General features: G+C 66.6%; 15 protein-coding genes and 1 tRNA gene. 4 read left to right on the forward strand and 12 right to left on the reverse strand.

Annotated elements, in window-relative coordinates:
* Positions 1-44: 44 nt before the first annotated feature.
* A tRNA-Leu gene (locus ACFX59_RS04665) sits at positions 45-129 on the forward strand.
* 150 nt (positions 130-279) lie between these two features.
* On the opposite strand, the gene ACFX59_RS04670 is transcribed toward ACFX59_RS04665, so the two are convergent.
* The 5 genes from ACFX59_RS04670 to ACFX59_RS04690 all read right to left on the reverse strand — a co-directional run bounded on the left by ACFX59_RS04670 (position 280) and on the right by ACFX59_RS04690 (position 7,477).
* The gene (locus ACFX59_RS04670; RefSeq protein WP_387430083.1) at positions 280-486 is read right to left on the reverse strand and encodes a hypothetical protein; all 207 of its coding nucleotides are present in this window, start codon (positions 484-486) and stop codon (positions 280-282) included.
* A 92-nt stretch (positions 487-578) separates the two neighbouring features.
* The gene (locus tag ACFX59_RS04675; protein WP_387430085.1) at positions 579-2,192 is read right to left on the reverse strand and encodes a S10 family peptidase; all 1,614 of its coding nucleotides are present in this window, start codon (positions 2,190-2,192) and stop codon (positions 579-581) included.
* A 45-nt stretch (positions 2,193-2,237) separates the two neighbouring features.
* On the reverse strand, positions 2,238-2,918 hold the full coding sequence (locus ACFX59_RS04680) for a ZIP family metal transporter (RefSeq protein ID WP_307104139.1): 681 nt from the start codon (positions 2,916-2,918) through the stop codon (positions 2,238-2,240).
* Positions 2,919-3,264: 346 nt separating this feature from the next.
* The gene (locus ACFX59_RS04685) at positions 3,265-6,159 is read right to left on the reverse strand and encodes a TonB-dependent receptor plug domain-containing protein (RefSeq protein ID WP_387430087.1); all 2,895 of its coding nucleotides are present in this window, start codon (positions 6,157-6,159) and stop codon (positions 3,265-3,267) included.
* A gap of 433 nt (positions 6,160-6,592) precedes the next feature.
* Positions 6,593-7,477, reverse strand: a complete 885-nt coding sequence (locus tag ACFX59_RS04690; RefSeq protein ID WP_387430089.1) for a LysR family transcriptional regulator — start codon at positions 7,475-7,477, stop codon at positions 6,593-6,595.
* A 147-nt stretch (positions 7,478-7,624) separates the two neighbouring features.
* Between ACFX59_RS04690 and ACFX59_RS04695 the strand changes: the two genes are divergently transcribed.
* The 3 genes from ACFX59_RS04695 (at position 7,625) to ACFX59_RS04705 (ending at position 10,207) form a co-directional block, all read left to right on the forward strand.
* Positions 7,625-8,677 carry a catalase family peroxidase gene (locus tag ACFX59_RS04695; RefSeq protein WP_387430091.1) on the forward strand — a complete coding sequence of 351 codons (1,053 nt, stop codon included), beginning with the start codon at positions 7,625-7,627 and terminating at the stop codon, positions 8,675-8,677.
* Positions 8,674-9,204: a cytochrome b gene (locus ACFX59_RS04700; protein WP_387430093.1), complete on the forward strand. Its 531-nt coding sequence runs from the start codon at positions 8,674-8,676 to the stop codon at positions 9,202-9,204. The genes ACFX59_RS04695 and ACFX59_RS04700 overlap by 4 nt, the downstream gene beginning before the upstream one ends.
* A 103-nt stretch (positions 9,205-9,307) precedes the next feature.
* Entirely contained in the window at positions 9,308-10,207 is a 900-nt protein-coding gene (locus tag ACFX59_RS04705) for an SDR family oxidoreductase (RefSeq protein WP_387430095.1), read from the forward strand.
* Positions 10,208-10,247: 40 nt separating this feature from the next.
* On the opposite strand, the gene ACFX59_RS04710 is transcribed toward ACFX59_RS04705, so the two are convergent.
* The 7 genes from ACFX59_RS04710 to ACFX59_RS04740 form a co-directional block, all read right to left on the reverse strand.
* Entirely contained in the window at positions 10,248-10,490 is a 243-nt protein-coding gene (locus ACFX59_RS04710) for a hypothetical protein (protein ID WP_387430097.1), read from the reverse strand.
* A 96-nt stretch (positions 10,491-10,586) separates the two neighbouring features.
* Entirely contained in the window at positions 10,587-11,369 is a 783-nt protein-coding gene (cobA, locus tag ACFX59_RS04715; RefSeq protein ID WP_387430291.1) for a uroporphyrinogen-III C-methyltransferase, read from the reverse strand.
* Entirely contained in the window at positions 11,362-13,959 is a 2,598-nt protein-coding gene (locus ACFX59_RS04720) for a molybdopterin-dependent oxidoreductase (protein ID WP_387430099.1), read from the reverse strand. Before ACFX59_RS04720 ends, cobA begins: the two co-directional genes overlap by 8 nt.
* Before the next feature lie 127 nt (positions 13,960-14,086).
* Positions 14,087-14,425: a nitrite reductase small subunit NirD gene (gene nirD / locus ACFX59_RS04725; protein ID WP_309693939.1), complete on the reverse strand. Its 339-nt coding sequence runs from the start codon at positions 14,423-14,425 to the stop codon at positions 14,087-14,089.
* The gene (gene nirB, locus ACFX59_RS04730; RefSeq protein WP_387430101.1) at positions 14,422-16,911 is read right to left on the reverse strand and encodes a nitrite reductase large subunit NirB; all 2,490 of its coding nucleotides are present in this window, start codon (positions 16,909-16,911) and stop codon (positions 14,422-14,424) included. The genes nirD and nirB overlap by 4 nt, the downstream gene beginning before the upstream one ends.
* On the reverse strand, positions 16,911-18,137 hold the full coding sequence (locus ACFX59_RS04735; RefSeq protein ID WP_387430103.1) for an alginate export family protein: 1,227 nt from the start codon (positions 18,135-18,137) through the stop codon (positions 16,911-16,913). Before ACFX59_RS04735 ends, nirB begins: the two co-directional genes overlap by 1 nt.
* Positions 18,137-19,384 (reverse strand): nitrate/nitrite transporter, encoded by a 1,248-nt coding sequence (locus tag ACFX59_RS04740; protein ID WP_309693944.1) that lies wholly within the window; start codon positions 19,382-19,384, stop codon positions 18,137-18,139. The genes ACFX59_RS04735 and ACFX59_RS04740 overlap by 1 nt, the downstream gene beginning before the upstream one ends.
* Positions 19,385-19,521 lie beyond the last annotated feature (137 nt).

Genomic DNA, 19,521 nt, shown 5'->3' on the forward strand with positions numbered 1-19,521 from the left:
CGCTTGCGCGACGCATCACCCTCGTCTAGCAGCACCCCTTCGCTGCCCCTGTGGCGAAATTGGTAGACGCATTCGACTCAAAATCGAACGCCGCAAGGCATGCTGGTTCGAGTCCGGCCAGGGGCACCACTTTCCCAAGCTTCTAAAGAAGCTTGGTATTTGCTGAAATCGCTGCTTGTGACCAGTGCCTGCTACAATCGTGGCGAGGCAAGGACGAGCCCGTACCTGCTCAAGCGTGATGATGGCTCCTGTTATTTCCGGTGGTCGATACCGTTAAGGTCAGGACTCGATCACAGCCAGAAGACGACGATGGCAGGTAAGGCGGTGGAGGAAAAGGAGGCGGTGCCAGCGGTCCGGGCTGGCGGCGACGTTGGGAAGATGCCGATCAAGACAGCCGCCGTATTCCCGCAAGGATGGTGAAGCGGGAAAGGCGATGAACTCGTCAATCGTGCCGCGATCCGGCCATCGGCAGTCGTCGAACGTCACCGCCACGTCTCCCGCCCGCGCTGGTTCGGCGAAGGGCGGGAGAGGGCAAGCTCGAACCGCCAGTCAGACCTGCGGGGCGAGGCCCGGCATCGTCAGCGTTCCCGCCCCGCCGGACGGTTCTGCACCGACGCGGCCAGCGTCTCGTCGTAGAAGTTCGCCAGATCGGTATGGAGCTGGTGCAGCGCATCCGGGTTGAGATAGATCATGTGCCCCGAGGGATAGTATTTGAAGCTGACATTGCCGCGCAGTTTCTTGTCCAGGAGCATGTGCGAAATGTCGTATTCGGTGGCGAAGAACGGCGTCGCCATGTCGTACCATCCGTTCAAGGACAGGACCTTGAGATAGGGGTTGGTGCGGATCGCGGCGGCCAGATCGACGGCGACATCGGGATTGTTCATCGGATAGCCCGATCCCGGCGCCTTATGCTTCCAGTTCCAGTCGAAGTCCTTGAGACCATAGGTGCCGATGCGATAATCCAGCCCCGGCTTGTACTTCAGGTTGCGCTGCACATAGTCGCTGAACGTCGTGATGAACGCGCCGGAAATCGCGGTATCCGAGGCGTCGAAATCAGGATTCTCGCCAGCGGAGTCCGCATCGACCCCCGTATAGCGGCTGTCGAACCGTCCCACCGTCAGCGCCTGGTCGCGCAGCAGTTCCTTCTGGAAACGGCCGAGATCGACGCGCAGCTTGGCGCGCTTGATGAAGGTCGCGGACAGGCCGGTATAGGCGGCCATCCGGGTGGCGATCGCATCCTCTTCCGCATCGGACAGATCCTGCCCCTTGCTGAGCGCCTGCGCATAGGGACCGGCGGCGAAGGCGCGTACCTCCTTCAGAAAGGCCGGAAGATCGGCGGGCTTGTTCGCGAGGCGATCATGATACCATGCGGTCGCGGCATAGCTTGGCAGATAGCTGATATAGCTCTGGTCATAACCCTGCTGCTCGATGCCGTAGTTGAGGATCGACGAGAGCAGCACCACGCCGTTCAGCGCCATGCCCCGATCCTGCAACTGATAGGCGAGGGCCGCCGAGCGTGTCGTGCCATAGCTTTCGCCGAACAGGAATTTGGGGCTGGTCCAGCGGCCGTTCTTCGTCGTCCAGCGAAGGATCGTCTTGGCGAAGGCGTCGGCATCCTCGTCGACCCCCCAGAACTGCTTGCCCTTCGCATCGCCGAGCGGGCGTGAATAGCCGGCGCCGACCATGTCGATGAAGACGAGATCGGTCTTGTCCAGCAGCGTGTCCGGGTTGGGGCCAAAGCCATAGGGGGCGGGGCGGATATATTCGGGATTGGCGGTCTTCACCCGCACCGGCGCGAAAGACCCCATGTGCAGCCACACCGACGAGGAGCCGGGGCCGCCATTGTAGAAGAAGGTCACCGGCCGCGTGCCGGGCGCGGCGCCGTCGAGCGTATAGGCGACGTAGAAGACGCTCGCGGTCGGCTTGGCGTCGTCGTCCTTGATCGTGACCGTCCCGGCGGTCGCATGATATTTGAGCGTGCGGCCATCGACGACGACGCTGTGCGCGGTCACGCTTTCCTGCTCCTTGGCGGGTGGTGCCACCCAGGCGTCGGCCAGATCCTGCGCCACCTTCTCGTCATGGATCGCAGCGGGAGATTTCCCGCCGGGCTGCGCGTCCTTGGGCGCATCCTGCGCCATGGCGGGGGCTGCGATCGTCAGGGCGGTCAGGAGGGGGATCGTCAGAAGGCGCATGAGGCTATGAGTTCCTTTGGTGAGGCTGAGGAAAGACGTGGAAGGCTAACCGGCGAAATGAACCACTCCGGCCATGGCGACGATGCCGCACAGGCTCGCCAGCCCGCTTGCCGCGCCGGACCGTCCACACCGGCTGCGGGGCAGCAGTTCCGACGCGCCGATATAGAGGAAGCCACCGGCGAAGAGCGCGAGCAGCAGCGAGAAGCGTTCGAGATCGACGGGCACGGCCTGACCGATCGCGACACCGGCCAGCGGTGCGGCGGCATTGACGATCAGCCACCTATGCGTGCGTTCGGTCTTGCCCGCCAGCGTGCTCAAGCCAACCATGTTGGCGCCATCGGCCATGTCGTGCGCGAGCACCGCGATCGCGACCAGCCAGCCGGTTGCGCTCGAAAGCTGAAAGGCGATGCCGATGCCGAGGCCGTCCATCACGCTGTGCAGGATCAGGCTGATCCGCCCCGCCGCACCGGCGGCTGGCATCCGGTGAAGCAGGATATAGAGGGCCACGCCAGCCACCGTCGCACCGAAGACGATGTCGGCGCCGTGCACGCTTTCGCCACTTTCCAGGGCCTCGGGCAATAGATCGAGAAGGGCCAGCCCGATAACCATGCCGCCGGTCAGCCCAAACAACAGGTCACGCCGCTGCCCCCAGCGCATCGCCAGCCTGCCGCCGACATAGGTCGACAGGCTTGCCATCGCGCCGAGCAGGAAGGGCAGGGTCGTCACGGTTTCGGTTCAGACCAGAGGGATGCGGAGCCGCCATGCGCGAGGACGTGGCCGGGCGAGAATGTCTGACGCCCGTTCGGATAACCGGGCAGGGGCGCTATGGGCACGGGCATAGGGTTGTAGGGCCACGACATGGATATTATACTATGTAATGAGATAACGTAACTACATGACATGTGGTCGTCAACGTAAATAGGTTGGCGTTGATCCTGGCTGGCGGAACTGGCGCCGCAGCCTGGCGGGCACCGCCAAGCCGCCCGATCGAGACCTGGCCGACGGATACGCCAGCGCCAGCCTTCGTCCGTGGTCGGCGGGGGACCGCAATGGCCCCCGCCGATGCCGGTCGTCAGAACCGGAAATTCGCGCCGAAGCGGAATGTCCGTCCGACCGCGCCGATCTGCGTATAGGTCGGATTATAGTTGGTCGCGGCATAGTTGCCCGCGTTCAACGGCGCCTTCTCGTCGGTCAGGTTGATGACGTTCATGTAGAAGGTGAACTTGTCGTTGACCCGCACGCTGCCGACCAGGTCGACGTCGATGAAGCGGCGGACATGGCAGTTGAAGTTGGGATCGGAACCGCCATAGGTGCTGCCGCCGTTGCAATCCATCGTGCCGAACTGATCGAACCCGACCGCCTTGTAGCCCGATACGTAATAGGTGGTCGCGGTCAGCGAATAGGGGCCGTAGTCGACGCTGTTCTGCCAGTTGCCGCGCCATTGCGGCGTGCCCGCACCCGACGAGGTCACATAGGGCGACTGGGTGCCGACAAAGTCGGTATAGGGCTGGTCCGCGCTCGGCTTGAACAGATAGTGCAGGATGTAGGTCGCCTCGGCGCGGCTGGTGAAGCGCAGATCATCGCGATGCAGCTGCACTTGCGCCGACACGTCGATGCCCGAGGTCTTGAGCGCCGCCGCATTGGCGAAGGGCGCATTGACGAACAGCGCGCGTGTCGGGGCGTTGGGGAAAGCGGGGTCGATGACGTCGGGCGTCACCGAATAGCCCGCGGGCATCGTGCCATTGCCGTAAAAGGCCGCCAGCGCCTGGTTGGACAGCGGACCGCCGGTGATCACGTCGGTCTTCTTGATGTTGTAATAGTCGGCGGTGAAGCTCAGCCAGGGCGTCGGCTGGACGACGGCCCCCGCCGTGAAGCTCTGCGACAATTCGGGCTTGATGTTGGGATTGCCGACCGTGTTGAACCCGATCGAATAGCTCTGGTTATAGGCGCTGCCGCCGGTGCAGCCGGTGGCCGTCGCGGTCGCGCCATGCTGGAGCTGGATCGAGCAGGGGGCCTTGGTCGAGGTGAAGCCGATGACCGTGCCCGCGCTTTCGGCGAAGCTCGGTGCCCGGAAGCCCTTGGAGAAGGTGCCGCGCAGGGCCAGTTGCTTGAACGGCGTGAACTTGACCCCGACCTTGGGCGAGAAGCGGTTATAGCCTTCCTCATAATGGTCGTAGCGGCCCGATCCGTCGATCTCCAGGCTGGTGAGGATCGGCGCGTTGATCTCGAAATAGCCCGATTCCACGGTGCGATGGCCGATCGCCGAGAACTGGTTCAGGCCCAGCGTGGTCAGGTTCGGATTCTGGTTGGGATCGTTCTGCGCCTCGTAGCGGAAGGACCCGCCCACGCCGACCTGCAACGGGCCGCCGGGGAGTTGGACGACCTCCTTGGTGATCACGCCCTGGATCATGTCCAGGTCGGTCGTCGCCTGGGTATGGACCGCCGGGGACAGCGCGTTGCGGACCGCGGCGCTGTTCTGCGTCGGATCGACGAAGTTGTAGGTGCCGTTGTTGATCGCGTTGGTCAGTGCGGCCAGGTTCAGATAGCCGTTCTGGGTGATGTCGAGCCAGCTATGGGCGATCGTGCCCGACACCGAATAGGTCCAGCCGTCGCCGAACGCGCCGTCGATCCCGGCGGCGGCGCGCAGGACATGGTTCTTATAGTCGGACGAGGCGGGGATGTCGCCGAACAGATAGCGGATCGCGGCGGGCTGGCCCGACGCCGCATAGGGATTGTTCGGGTTCAACTGCCCATTGGCCAGCACCGCGGGCAGGACGATGTTCTGGGTGTTGATCGGGTTGATCGAGCGGATATTGGCCGGGCCGCCCGCCGCCAGAACCTCGTTCTGGTAATAAGAGGCCATCAGATAGGCCTGGGTCTGCGCGTTGACCTGCACCGTCGCATGGCCGGTCACGCCGAACCGGGTCTGTTCGGGGGCGATCTGGCCGTAATCGGCGACGGTGTTCTGGGTGCAGCCATTGCCCAGCGCGCCGCTGACCGGCGAGGTGGTGCCGGTGCAGCCATTGGGGTTCAGGACCTGGAAGGGGCCGTTGGCCACGCCCGAACCCGACAAGATGTTGCCGGGCGTCAGCTGCGTCGTCGGGGCGACCAGCGCGCTGGTCGTCGAACCGGGCACGACCGAGCCGGCCTGGTTGTTGTCGCCGCCAATGCGGGTCAGATCGGCGGTGTTGAACGGAAAGCCGCGATTGCGCGACCAGATTGGATCGTCATGCTGATACTCGCCGCTGATATAGACGTTGAAGCCTTGCTCCTTCAGCTTGCCGGTGCCCAGCGTCAGGGTCGCGCGCTGCTCGCCGCCATCGCCACGCTGAGTCACGCCGCCCTCCAGCGTACCGGCGACGCCGGTGATTTCCTTCTTCATGATGATGTTGACCACGCCGCCGATCGCGTCGGCGCCATAGCTGGACGAGGCACCGTCCTTCAGCACCTCGACCCGGTCGACGATCGCGTCGGGAATGGTGTTCAGGTCGACGAAGGAGCGCTGGCCGTCATCCGACAGCGGATAATTGGCGGTGCGCATCCCGTCGATGAGGGTCAGCGTCGAGTTGACGGTCAGGCCGCGCAGCGACACCGCCGAAGAGCCTGCGCCGAAGCCATTGGCAAAGGCGGTCGGGATAGACCCGCTGCTGTCGGCTGAGATCGAACGGATCGCGTCCGAGACGTTGTTGATCCCGGCCTTCTTCAGATTGTCGGCCGACAGGATGGTGACCGGCGAGGGGGTTTCGGTATTGGTACGACGAAACAGCGTGCCGGTGACGACGATGTCCTTGCCATTGGTGTCGGACGAGGCAGCGGCGGGGGCGGTGCTGGCGGACGGCGCGCCCTGAGCCGGGGTGGCGTTATCCTGGGCCAGCGCCGGGCTGGCCACCAGAAGGCTGCCAATCAGCACGGCGGGCGCGGCGGTTCCCTGCAACAGGGCTGCGCGGATGACGGATACGCTGGTCATGTCTCGATACTCCACCCTTTTCCGTGACCTGTGGCCCCGGCAATATTTCGTAGGTGGACCTAGTATTGGTGGCGCATTCCGGCTGTAAATGACGCCAATATTTCATGATTCAAAAGTCGCGCGGATGTTGCGCCGCTGACACGGAATGTGAAATCTGCGTTATGTTGCGAACACCATTATGGGATAAAGCAGATGTAGGGGAAAATACGACGCCTCCCTCTTGTGGCGCGTCTATGCTGCGGAGGCCAAGAGCGTCATCATGGCGATCGGTTCATAAAACTATTAGACTGGCGATGCCGGCAAGGCCGGGTTTTCCGTCCGCATGCCAGAAGGCCCGGAACGGCCTTCACGCGATGATCCACGGACGTGGAAGCGGGCAGGCGTCGCGCTGACCCGGTTGGCGTCAGCGTCCGAACTCTTCCCCACCGCCGTCTCACTTCGGGCTCTTCAAATGGTCGATAAGCGACCTGAGGGCGGCGGACACATGCCGGTGCCCCGAATAATAAAGGAACAATTCGCTGAACTGCGCGCGATAATCGGGCAGGCACCGGATCAGCCGTCCGCTGTCCAGATGGGCCCGCGCCCCCTCTTCGAAGACGAAGGCGAGGCCGGCGCCTTGCAGGGCGGCTTCGATCATGAGCGATTGATCGTTGAGGATCAGCGATCCCGCGACGTTCGTCTTGCTGATCTGGCCATTCCGTTCGAACATCCAGGGTGTCAAAACGCCGCTCGGCAGCCGGTACAGGATGCAGCGGTGGTGCGCGAGGTCGTCCGGGCTCATCGGCAGGTCTCGCCCGGCCAGATAGGCGGGCGAGGCGAGGACCGCGAAGTGGAACGCCTGGTTCAGTCGCACCGCGATCATGTCCTGCTGCATGGCGATGCCGAACCGGATACCGGCATCGTAACCCTCGGCGACGATGTCGACCATCTGGTCGTTCGCATCGATCTCCACCGACAAGTTCGGATAGGTCGTGGCCAGCGCGGTGACCGCCCCGATGATGCTGGCGCTGACCGAACGGGGCACGGTGATGCGAAGCGATCCGTGCGGCTGGTCGCGAAAATCGTCGATCGCATCGACGGCGTGGTCGAGGTCGCCCAATGCCTGCTTCGCACGGGAATGCAGGACGCGACCGGCCTCGGTGAGCGAAACGCTGCGCGTGGTCCTGTTGAGCAGCCGAACCCCCAGCCGTTCCTCCAGCGTGCGGACCGCGTGGCTGAGCGTGGACCGGGTGACCCCGCGGTCGAGCGCGGCCCGTTGAAAGCTGAGCCTGTCGGCGACGGCCACGAACGCGGCGATTTCCTGAAGATGTCGGCCCATTGTTCGATCTCATTCACCAGCTCATTCGGGATTGTCCATCTAATCGTCCGGAGTTTTTGCGGATAGAGAGCGCATGTCAGGGGCAAGCAAGCGCCGGTCGGGGTGATCGACCGGGATCAGGAGTCGTCTATGGCTGGCAGGAGATCGTTGAGAGGCGCTTGGCTTCCGCTGGTCGGCATCGCGACGATCGCCGGATCGCTGGGCGCGGCATTTGCTTGGAGCGCGGGACTGGTCGGCGACCGGATCACCACTTCGACCTTCCTGGCCGATACGCCGACATCCTTTCCGGCGGGCTATCGCCGTGCGCATGGCAAGGGCATCTGCTTCGACGGGGTCTTCCGCGCGAGCGGGGCCGCCGCGTCGATCTCGACATCGCGCGTGTTTTCCCAGGCGCAGACACCGGCGATCGGTCGTTTCTCGATCGGGACGGCCGATCCCTATGCGCCGGACAATTCGACGCGCACCGTCAGCATGGCCATGCTGATCGCCGCCGATGACGGTGAGCAATGGCGCATGAAAATGAACAACGAGCCGCTCTTCCCGACCCATGATGCGCAAGGCTTCCTCGCCCGCATCGCGGCCTTTGCGCCCGATCCGAAAACCGGCCAGCCCGATTCGGCGAAAGTCGCTGCATTCTACCGGGTCTATCCCGAAGCGCGCCGCGTCATCGAAGCGAAGGCCAAGGCGCCATGGCCCAGCAGCTTCGCGGGCGTGCATTATTATGCGATCCACGCCTATCTGTTCGTCGGCCCGGATGGGCGCCGCCAGCCGGTGCGATGGTGGTGGCGGCCGCATGCCGATTTCACCGGCTGGAGCGTCGAGGAGCGCGCCAAGGCCAATCGCGATCACCTGTTCAGGGATATCGCCGAGCGTTTGACGCACGGCCCGCTGCGCTGGGACCTCGTGCTGCAGCTGGCCGAGCCGGGTGATCCCGTCGACGATCCGTCGCAGCCATGGCCCGCGACACGCAGGCAGATCGTCGGCGGCACCCTGGAGGTCACGCGCGTGGTCGATCAGGCCAAGGGGGCATGCCGGGACGTCAATTTCGATCCGACCCTGGTGCCGAAGGGCATGGCGCTGACGAACGACCCGGTGCTGGCCGCGCGCGGCGGGATCTACGCGCATTCCTATAACGCCCGCCTGCGCGAGATCGGCTATGGTCGCGCCACCGATGCGGTCGGCAGGAAGGACGGCCGATGACGGACAGGAGGCATTTCAATCGGCTGGCGCGGGTGCTGCATTGGGCAATGGCGGCGGCGATCTTCGCCATGCTGTTCATCGGTGTCAGCATGACGACGTCGCTGACCTGGCGTCCGGCCCTGCTCGACCTGCACCAGCCGCTTGGGCTCGCCATCCTGCTGCTGGTTGTCGTCCGGCTGGCCAACCGGTTGCGTCACGGCGTACCGCCGCTACCGGCCGAGACACCCCGCTGGCAGGCGCTGGCGGCGCTGGGCAGCCACTGGATTCTGTACGGCCTGATGGTCCTGATCCCGCTCGTCGGCTGGGGAATGCGGTCGGCCGGGGGCTGGCCGGTCCGGATGATCAAGGGATGGAATGTGCCGCCGATCGCCCCGGTCGACCCGACGCTCTATGCCCTGTTGCGCGATGCCCATGGCATTCTGGCCTGGCTGCTGTTCGCCGTGGTGATCGGACATCTTTCGGCGGCTCTGCTGCACGGCTGGGTTTACCGCGACGGGGTGTTCTCGTCGATGGTGCGATCCCGTTAGGCGAGCGACCTGACGCCGTCGCGCGTGCATCCACAGCCTTCCTCAAAACACCTTCCGGCCACCGGGCCAAGCACCGACACAGTCGGAGAAAGAGAAGCGACCAATGGCCATTCTATTGACGGGAAGCACCGGTCATACGGGTATGGACGTCGCCCGTATGCTTGCCTCGCAAGCTGTGTCGGTAAGGGCTTTGACGCGCTCGCCCGACAAGGCCCGCTTCCCGGCCGGTGTGACGGCAGTGCGGGGTGATCTGTCCGATATCGAGGTCATGCGGGGCGCGCTCGACGGGGTCGAGACGCTTTTGCTGGTGGCGCCCAATGTTCCGGACGAACTGAACCAGACGCTGACGACGCTCGCTCTGGCTCGGGACGCGGGTGTGCGCGGGATCGTCTATCTCTCGGTCTTCGAATGCGATCGTCATGCCGATGTTCCGCATTTCGCCTGCAAGGTCGTAGCGGAACGGATGATCGAACGATGCGATTTGCCCGCGACGATCCTGCGCTCCGCCTATTTCATGCAGAACGACCTGGAGCAGAAGGCGCCGCTACTGGATCATGGGATCTATGGCATGCCCCTGGGCCATGTCGGCATTGCGGCCGTCGATACCCGCGACCTTGCCGAGATCGCGGCCAGGCAGCTCCTGCGGCGCCACGCGGCCCCGACCCCGCTGCCCAGGGACGGCTATAATATCGTCGGTCCGGATGATCTGACGCCGGAGACGATCACGCAAATTTGGAGCGAAGCCCTCGGCCGTGCCGTGACCTATGCCGGTGATGATCTGGACATGTTCCAGGATCGTCTCAAGCCGTTCGTACCAGCGGGGTTCGCCTATGATCTGGCGTTGATGCTTCGCGCCTTCCAGCGGCATGGCGCCCGCGCCAGCGCCGAAGACCTTTCGACCATGACGACATTGCTGGGCCGCGCGCCGAGGCGCTATGCGGCGTTCGCTGCGGAGACCGCAGAGGCGTGGAAGAGCGCGCCGACGCTCGCTCGTCCCGATTGAACAGGACGGTCGCCGATGCCCGGGATATGGCTTTCCTCCGTCACCAGCGGGCGCTGACCATCATGTCGTCGAACAGATGCGCGCCCAGCATCGCCAAGGCGCTCCCCGCGCTGGCGCTCAGGAAGCCGGCGGTGGCCAGTTCGGCCGGCAGGAGATGCGCCGCCATCGCGGTGGAGGGGAGGGCGAAAAGCGTCCGGATCGCCAGATAGGCGAGCCCGCAGAGAATGGCTCCGAGAGCACGCAGGCCCAGATCGGCGCGTCGGGAGCGATGCCATTTTGCCATGCCACAATCCTTGTTGCGGCTGTCCACCTATCGGGCGCGGCATAGCATTTCGAGCGCGGTTTCGCCCTTTCGCATAGTGCGCGCATAGGGTTGGGGCTATGCCTCCACCGAGGCGCGGCGGGGAAGCGCGAGGCCGCCGTCCGCTACCCGCCCGGCCCCCACCGCCTCGCCGATCAGCAGCAGCGCAGGGTCCCTGTCGCCGATCGTGCGGGTCAGGAAGCCGAGCGCGTCGAGGCGGCCGGTAATCAGTCGCTCCGAGGGGAGCGAGACATTGACCGCGATCATCACCGGCGTCTCCGGCGCCATGCCCGCCGCCATCAGCTGTCGGGCGATCTCCGGCGCGGCGGCGCGGCCCATATAGACCGCCAGCGTCGCATCGGGTGCGGCCAGCGCCTGCCAGTCGAGCGAAAGCGGCTCGCCTTCGCGCAGATGCGCGGTCACCAGGGTCAGGCGGCGCGACAGGCCGCGCAGCGTCAGCGAGATCATGCCCGATGCCGCCGCCGCGCTGGCTGCGGTGATGCCGGGGCAGATCCGCACCGGGATACCGGCGGCGCGGCACGCGTCGATCTCCTCGGTCGAGCGGCCGAAGATCGACGGATCGCCGCCCTTCAACCGGACCACGCGCCGCCCTGCGCGCGCCGCCGCGACGATCAGGCTGTCGATCGTCCCCTGATCCTTGGAGTGACGGCCCGAGCGTTTGCCAACGCTCGCCCGTTCGGCGGTGTCGGGGACGAGCGCCAGGATGTCGGGTCCGACCAGCGCGTCGTAGAAGACGATGTCGGCGGCGGCGATCAGGCGTTCGGCCTTGCGGGTCAGCAGGTCAGGATCGCCCGGACCCGCACCGACCAGCCAGACCGAACCGGCGGGGAAATCATCCATGCGCATGGGCGGGCTCCTGGGCTTCGGTGAGCAGGCGGGCAAGGGCGGGGCGGCACGATCCGCAATTGGTGCCAGCGCCCAGGGCCGCGCCGATCGCGGCGACATCGGCCAGTTGCTGGTCGCGGATCGCGGCGACGATGGTCCGCACGCCGATATCGAAACAGGCGCAGACGATCGCACCGCGATCGACCGGCGCACCGGGTGCGCGGCCCGCAAGGACGGTGGGCGCGACCTCGCTGGCGCTCAGCTGCGCGATCAGCCAATCGCGTGTCGGCAATTCGCCGCGTTCGGTCAGGAACAGGGCGGCAGCAAGCCGACCGTCGGCGATCACCGCGATCCGGTGCGATCCCCGCGCGGGATCGGTGGCCTCGATCCGCTGGCCCTTGGGGAGCATCGTCTCCAGCGCCACCGGGTCGCCATCGCCCGCCACTTCCCACAACCAGCCGCCGGGAATGGCGACCCGTGTCGCCCAGAGGCAATCGGGCGTCGCGCGGGCCTCCCCCGACAGGATGACGAAGCCGCGCCAGCGGGTCGCGACGGGGATGATGGCGGCGGGGGTGCGCTTGAAGCCGGGCTGGCCCGAATAGGGGTCGGTTAGCGGGCGGGGAAGCAGTCCGGTGCGGCCGCCGGTCGCGGTCTGATCGGTCCAGTGGATCGGCACGAACAGCTCGCCCGGCCGTTGCCCGGCGCTGACCGAGACGCGGTAGAGGCTCGTTCCCTGTGGTGTGCCGACCCGCGCCAGCCCGCCATCGGCCAGGTCCAGCCGCGCGGCATCGTCGGGATGGACCTCGACCAGCGGTTCCTCGCGGTGGCGCGCCAGCTTGGGGGCCAGGCCGGTGCGGGTCATCGTGTGCCAATGATCGCGGTAGCGGCCGGTGTTGAGCGTCATCGGCCAGTCGCGCAGCGGCTCGGGGAGCGTCTTCTGCGCAACGGGGACCAGCCGGGCGCGGCCGTCCGGCGTGGGGAAACGGCCATCGGCAAAGGGCGCGCCGCCCCAGCGGAACGGCTGCATCGCGTCATAATCGGCATTGCCGCCGCTCGACCGGCCGGGCAGCGCGAACAGGCGTGAACCGTCGTTTTCATAATGGGACAGGCGGCAATGCTCGCGCCAGATCTCGGCCGGGCGGTCATAGGCGAAGGCGGTCTTCCATCCCATGCGGCGGCCGACTTCCTTGACGATCCACCAATCGGGCCGGGCCTCGCCGGGCAGGGGAAACAGCGCCCGCTGGCGGCTGACCGTGCGGTCGGAATTGGTGACGGTGCCGTCCTTCTCGCCCCAGGCGGCGGCGGGCAGGCGGACATGCGCGTTCACCGAGCTGTCGGTTTCGGCGATCACGTCGCTGACCACCACGAAGGGGCAGGCGGCCAGCGCCTCGCGCACCGACCCGGCATCGGGCATCGACACGGCGGGGTTGGTCGCCATGATCCATAGCGCCTTGATCCGGCCCTGGCCCAGTTCGCGGAACAGGTCGACCGCCTTCAGGCCCGGCTTGGGCGCGATGGCGGGGGAGGCCCAGAAACGCTGCACGCGGGCGCGGTTCTCGGGCGCGAAGTCCATATGCGCGGCCAGCGTCGAGGCGAGCCCGCCGACCTCGCGACCGCCCATCGCATTGGGCTGGCCGGTGATCGAGAAGGGGGCCGCGCCGGGCTTGCCGATCCGTCCCGTCGCGAGGTGCAGGTTGAGGATCGCGTTCACCTGATCGGTGCCCGTGACCGACTGGTTGATGCCCTGGCTGAACATCGTCACCGTGCGCGGCGTGGCGGCGAACAGTTCATAGAAGCGGCGCAGGTCGGCGGGCGCGACGTCGCAGGTCTTGGCGACCGACCACAGGTCGCTGCCCTCTTCTAAAGCCGCCCAAAAATCCTCCGGCACCGCAACCGATGCGGCGAGGAAGTCCGCGTCCACGACGCCTGCGGCACGTGCCCAGGCGAGTGCGCCGTTCATCAGCGCCACGTCGCTGCCCGGACGGATGGCAAGGTGAAGATCGGCCTGCTCCGCCGTCTCGGTGCGGCGCGGGTCTATGACGACGAGCTTCGCGCCCGCATCGCACCGGGCGCGGATGCGCTGATAGACGATCGGGTGGCACCAGGCGGTGTTGCTGCCGACCAGTATGATCAGGTCGGCGGCGTCGAGATCGTCATAGCTGGCGGGTACGATATCCTCGCCAAACGCCCGATTGTGACCCGCCACCGCGCTGGACATACACAGCCGCGAATTGGTGTCGATATTGGCCGAGCCGATGAACCCCTTCATCAGCTTGTTGGCGACGTAATAATCCTCGGTCAGCAACTGGCCCGAGACGTAGAAGGCGACGCTGTCGGGGCCATGCTGGGCGATGGTGTCGCGAAAGCGTTTCGCGACAAGGTCCAGCGCCTTGTCCCAGCTCGCGCGGCGCTTGCCGATCATCGGGTGGAGCAGGCGACCCTCCAGGCCGACCGTCTCGCCCAGATGGGTGCCCTTGGAGCAGAGCCTGCCCTGATTGGCGGGGTGGTCGGGATCGCCCTCGATCCGCACCTGCCGGTCGCCGGTGACGGTCGCGCGGATGCCGCAGCCGACGCCGCAATAGGCGCAGGTGGTCTTGATGGTCATTAGCCCTCTCCCCCTCGGGGAGAGGGTTGGGTGAGGGGCAGGGGCCTCGCAGAGGGGTTCGGCTCGGTGAGACACCCGCCCCTCACCCCGACCCTCTCCCCGGAGGGGAGAGCGAGGTGGATGCTGCTCACGCCGCCGCCTTCAGGGTGGAGGCGCGGCAGATCAGCACGCGGCCACCGCTGATCTTCACCGGCACGGTCGGCGTGCAGCCCTTGTCCTCGCCCAGCGCCTCGCCGGTCGTCAGGCTGATCCGCCAATTGTGCAGCGGGCACGCCACTGCGCCGCCATGGACGATCCCCTGGCTCAGCCGCCCATGCTTGTGCGGACAGCGGTCGAGCAGCGCGAAGACGCTGTTCTCGCCGGTGCGGAAGACGGCGATGTCGTCGCCGCCCTCGACCTGCACCGTGCGGCTGCCGCGCAGGGGGATTTCCTCGACCCAGCCGATATCCAGCCACTCGCCCATCATGCCATTTCTCCCATCATTTCCCTGGCGGGCTGAAAGCGCGCCATCGGCGCATGGATCTCGCGTTCGGCCCCGGCGACCCGCGCCGCCCAGGGATCGTCCTGCGAGAAGCTCTGCGAGAAGAAGAAGCGGCGGGCGAGTTCGGCCCGCGCCTCCTCGTCGGGCAGCAGGCGCGACTGGATATAGGCCAGCCCGACCCGCTCGATCCACGGCGCGGTGCGCTCCAGATAGCGCGCCTCCTCGCGATAGAGCTGGATGAAGGCCGCGCACATTTCCATCGCCTCCGCCTCGGTCGCCACCTTGCAGAGCAGGTCGGTGGCGCGGACCTTGATCCCGCCATTGCCGCCGACATGCAGCTCGTAACCGCTGTCGACGCAGACCACGCCGAAATCCTTGATCGTCGCCTCGGCACAGTTGCGCGGACAGCCCGACACCGCGATCTTGAACTTGTGCGGCATCCACGAGCCCCAGGTCGCCCGCTCCAGCTTGACGCCGAGGCCGGTCGAATCCTGCGTGCCGAAGCGGCACCATTCGGAACCGACGCAGGTCTTCACGGTGCGCAGCGACTTGCCATAGGCATGGCCGGACACCATGCCCGCCGCGTTCAGGTCGGCCCAGACGGCGGGCAGATCCTCCTTCTTGATGCCGAAAATGTCGAGCCGCTGGCCGCCGGTCACCTTGACCATCGGCGCGTTGAACTTTTCGACCACATCGGCGATCGCGCGCAGCTCCTTGGGACTGGTGATTCCGCCCCACATGCGCGGCACGACCGAATAGGTGCCGTCCTTCTGGATGTTGGCGTGCATCCGCTCGTTGACGAAGCGGCTCTGCTGATCGTCGACATATTCGCCGGGCAGCGCGCAGAGCAGATAATAGTTGAGCGCGGGGCGGCACGACGAACAGCCATCGGGGGTCGACCAGTGCAGCTTCTGCATCACCTCGGGGATCGAGCGCATATTCCGCGCGACGATCTCGCGGCGGACGTCGTCGTGACCGAAGCTGGTGCATTTGCACATCGTCTTCGGCCCCGCCTCGACCTCGCCGCCCAGGCGGATCGCCAACAGGCTCTCGACGATGCCGGTGCACGAGCCGCAGCTCGCCGACGCCTTGCAGCCCGAGCGGACGGCATCCAGGCTGTGCGCGCCGCCGTCGATGCAGGCGAAGACCTTGCCCTTGGTCACGCCGTTGCAGCCGCAGATTTCCGCATCGTCGGAAAGCGCCGCAACGGCCGCCTTAGGGTCCGCGGAAGCGCCCCCCTGGGCAAAGGCCTGGCCGAAGATCAGCGCGTCGCGAATGTCGCCGACGCTCTCGCCCTTCTTGAGCAGGTCGAAATACCAGTTGCCGTCGGCGGTGTCGCCGTACAGCACCGCGCCGACGATCCGGTCGTCCTTGACCACCACGCGCTTGTAGATGCCGCGCGCCGCGTCGCGCAGCACGATGTCCTCCGCCCCGTCGCCGCCGCCGAAATCGCCCGCCGAAAAGACGTCGAGCCCGGCGACCTTCAGCTTGGTCGCGGTGGCGGTGGGACGATAGCCGCTGGGGCTGCCGGTCAGCGCATCGGCCAGGCTGCGGCACATGTCCCAGAGCGGCGCGACCAGGCCGTAAACCTGTCCGTCATGCTCGACACACTCGCCGACCGCCAGGATGCGGGGGTCGGAGGTGACCATATGGTCGTCCACCTTGATCCCGCGCCCGACCTCAAGACCCGCCGCGCGGGCGAGCGCGACCGAGGGGCGGATGCCGACCGCCATGACCACCAGGTCGGCGGCGATCTCACGCCCGTCCTTCAGGCGGATCGCCTCGACCTTGCCGTCGCCGACGATCTCGGCGGTATCGGCGCCGCACAACACGGTCTGGCCGCGCGCCTCCAGCGCCTGTTTGAGCAGCCACCCGGCCGCCTCGTCCAGCTGCCGCTCCATCAGGGTCGGCATCAAATGGAGGACGGTGACTTTCATGCCCCGCAAGGAAAGGCCATGCGCGGCCTCAAGGCCCAGCAGGCCGCCGCCGATCACCACCGCGCTGCCGCCCCGCTCGGCGGCGGCCAGCATATGCTCGACATCCTTCATGTCGCGGAAGCTGATGACGCCGGGCAGGTCGTGGCCGGGCACCGGGATGATGAACGGGTCGGAGCCGGTCGCGATCAGCAGCCGGTCATAGTCCAGCACCATGCCGCTCTTCGCGGTGACGGTCCGGCCCTCGCGATCGATCGCGGTGACAGGATCGCCGCTGACCAGGGTGATGCCGTTGCCGGCATACCAGTCGAGCCCGTTGATGACGATCTCGTCGAACGTCTTCTCGCCCGCCAGCACGGGCGACAGCATGATCCGGTTGTAATTCACCAGTGGCTCGGCGCCGAAGATGGTGATGCGGTAGCGGCTGGGATCGCGCGCCAGCAATTCCTCGACCGCACGGCATCCGGCCATGCCATTGCCAATAACTATGAGGTGCTCGCGGGTATCGGTCGCCGCGACGACGGGGGTGTGTTCCATCAGATGGTCCAGTCCAGTTGGAGCCAGAATTTCTTGGTGTCCGTGCCGAAGCGATCCGCCTGATAATCGGCGTAGCGCAGCGAGGCGGTGGTGCGGCCGACCTTGCCTTGCGCCAGCAGGTCGATCTCATTGCCGTAATGGCGGACCAGGCGGTCGCTCTCGAAACGGTGCCAGACGGCGGACAGGCTGACCGCCTTGACCGCGCCGACCTGCTTCCAGCCCCAGCCGGTGCTGGCATAGAGGTCGCGGATGCCGTCGGGCGGGGTGGTGGTGAACTTGTCGGCCCAGCCCTGGAACTTGAAGATCGAGGACAAGGGCGTCTGGAAGCTGGTCAGTGCCTGGCCCCCCAACGGTCCCTTATCCGCGCCCAGCACTTCGTAACCGCCGCCCAGACGCGGGCCGTTCAGGTCCAGCGCGAGATCGGCCAGCCAGTAATCGGCCGCATAGCGGTTGGGATTGCGGTGATAGTCCGACTGGCGCGCCCAGCTCGCCTGATAGGACAGCTTCGCCTTGCCGATCGGCCGCATGCCCGAAAGGCGCGTGCCATAGGTCTGGCTGGACAGGCGAAAGCCCTGCACCGCCGCCTCGTCCTCGTCGATCAGATAGGCAAAGCCGGTCAGCGTACCGATCGGCGAGGCCCAGCCCAGATTGGCGAGGACGGTGTTGCCGCCGACCGAGCGGGGCCGCACGCCCGTGCCGTCGATGCCCCAGACGGTGCGGACGCCCCAGACATAGCTGACATCCGCCTTCACGCCCTTCACCGGCACGATCTCGGCACGCACCGCGTCGAAGGTCTGGCCGTTGTTGCGGATCGCGGCCTGGCCGACGAAACGCTCGTCGTCCAGCGTGATGCGCTGCCGCCCGACGGTCAGGGTCAGCGGGGCCGACTTGTACTGCACCTGGGCGCGGTACAGGCCGATGCTCTGCGGATCGCCGATCAGCGGACGGTCGGCATTCGGGTGGATCCCGTCGAAATAGTCCGGGACGATCGCCAGATTGCCCTGCGCCTCCGCCAGGGCCGACCAGCGGCCAGAGGTGGCGGCCACCCCGGTACGGAGGCGGGCGGTGACCGCGTCCGAGGTCCGGGGCAGGCCGTCCTGGTCCACCTGCTCCCAGCGCAGCCGGGCATCGACGAGCGGCTTCAGCGTCACCGTCTGCGCGGCGGCCGGGGCCGCGACCAGGGCGGAGGTCGACAGGAGGAAGAGGGCGGGGCTGCGCATCGTCATCAGATCCGCACGCCTTCGGCCGCGCCCCAGGTCCGGCGCCACCGGCCCTTGACCGTCAGCAGCCCGGTCAGCGCGACCAGCGCCAGCGCGGCGAAGATCAGGAACCCGCCGGAAAAGCTGCCGGTCCACTGCTTGGCCAGACCCAGCGAGGAGGCGAGGTAGAAGCCGCCAATGCCGCCTGCCATGCCGACCAGCCCGGTCATCACACCGATCTCGGCCGAGAAGCGCTGCGGCACGAGCTGGAAGACCGAGCCGTTGCCGACGCCCAGCGCCAGCATCGACAGTACGAACAGCGCCAGCGAGGCGGCGAACCCGTCGACCATCGCCACGCCCGTCAGCGTCACGGCGGCGGCGGCGAACACCGCCATCAGCGCCTTCACGCCGCCGATCGCATCGGCCAGCGCCCCGCCCATCGGCCGCACCAGCGAGCCCGCAAAGACGCAGGCGGCGGTTGCATAGCCCGCCTGCACCGGGGTCAGGCCGAAGCGATCGGTGAAATAGATGGGCAGGCTGGCGGCGAGCCCGACGAACCCGCCGAAGGTGACGGCGTAGAAGCCCATCAGCCACCAGGCATCGGCCTGACGCAGTGGCGCCAGATACTCGACGAACCGGCGCGGCGGCGGCGCGCCGGGCGCGTCCTTGGCCATCACCATATAGACCAGGAAGACGATGCCCAGCGGAATGCAGGCCAGACCCAGCACCGCGTTCCAGCCGAACAGCTTGGCGAGCGCCGGGGCGAACAGCGCGGCGAGCACGGTGCCCGAATTGCCCATGCCCGCCAGGCCCATGGCCTTGCCCTGATGCTCGGGCGGATACCAGCGGCTGGCGAGCGGCAGGGCGATCGCGAAGCTGGCACCCGCAAAGCCCAGGATGACGCCCAGCGCCAGCGTGCCGCCGAAGCTGCTGACGCCCAGCGCCCAGGCGGAGAACAGCCCGGCGATCACGATGATCTGGCTGATCGCGCCTGCGCGCTTCGGCCCGATCCGGTCGACCAGCAGGCCGTTGACGACGCGCAGGATCGCGCCCGCCAGCGTCGGCACCGCGACCATCACGCCCTTTTGTGCCGGGGTGAGGGCGAGGGTGGCCGAAATCTGCGGCGCAAGCGGCCCGAGCAGCACCCAGACCATGAAGGCCAGATCGAAATACAGAAATGCCGCGATCAGGGTCGGCGTATGTCCGCTCGACCAGAAGCCGCCGTCATCCGCTGCCTTCCCTGTCTTGCTGTCGTCCCAGAATGCCGTTGCCATCGTGCTTTCTCCCCCTGATCCGGGCCCAAACGGAAAAAGCCGCCAGGACGTGGACCCGTGGGTCACATCCTGGCGGCTTCGTTGCCTCCAAGCGGAACGCGCGCCTCAGCCCGCTTCCGCCAGCGTGCTACCCCGTC

This window comes from Sphingomonas sp. NCPPB 2930 (assembly GCF_042867205.1).
In the GTDB taxonomy this organism is placed as follows: Bacteria; Pseudomonadota; Alphaproteobacteria; order Sphingomonadales; family Sphingomonadaceae; genus Sphingomonas.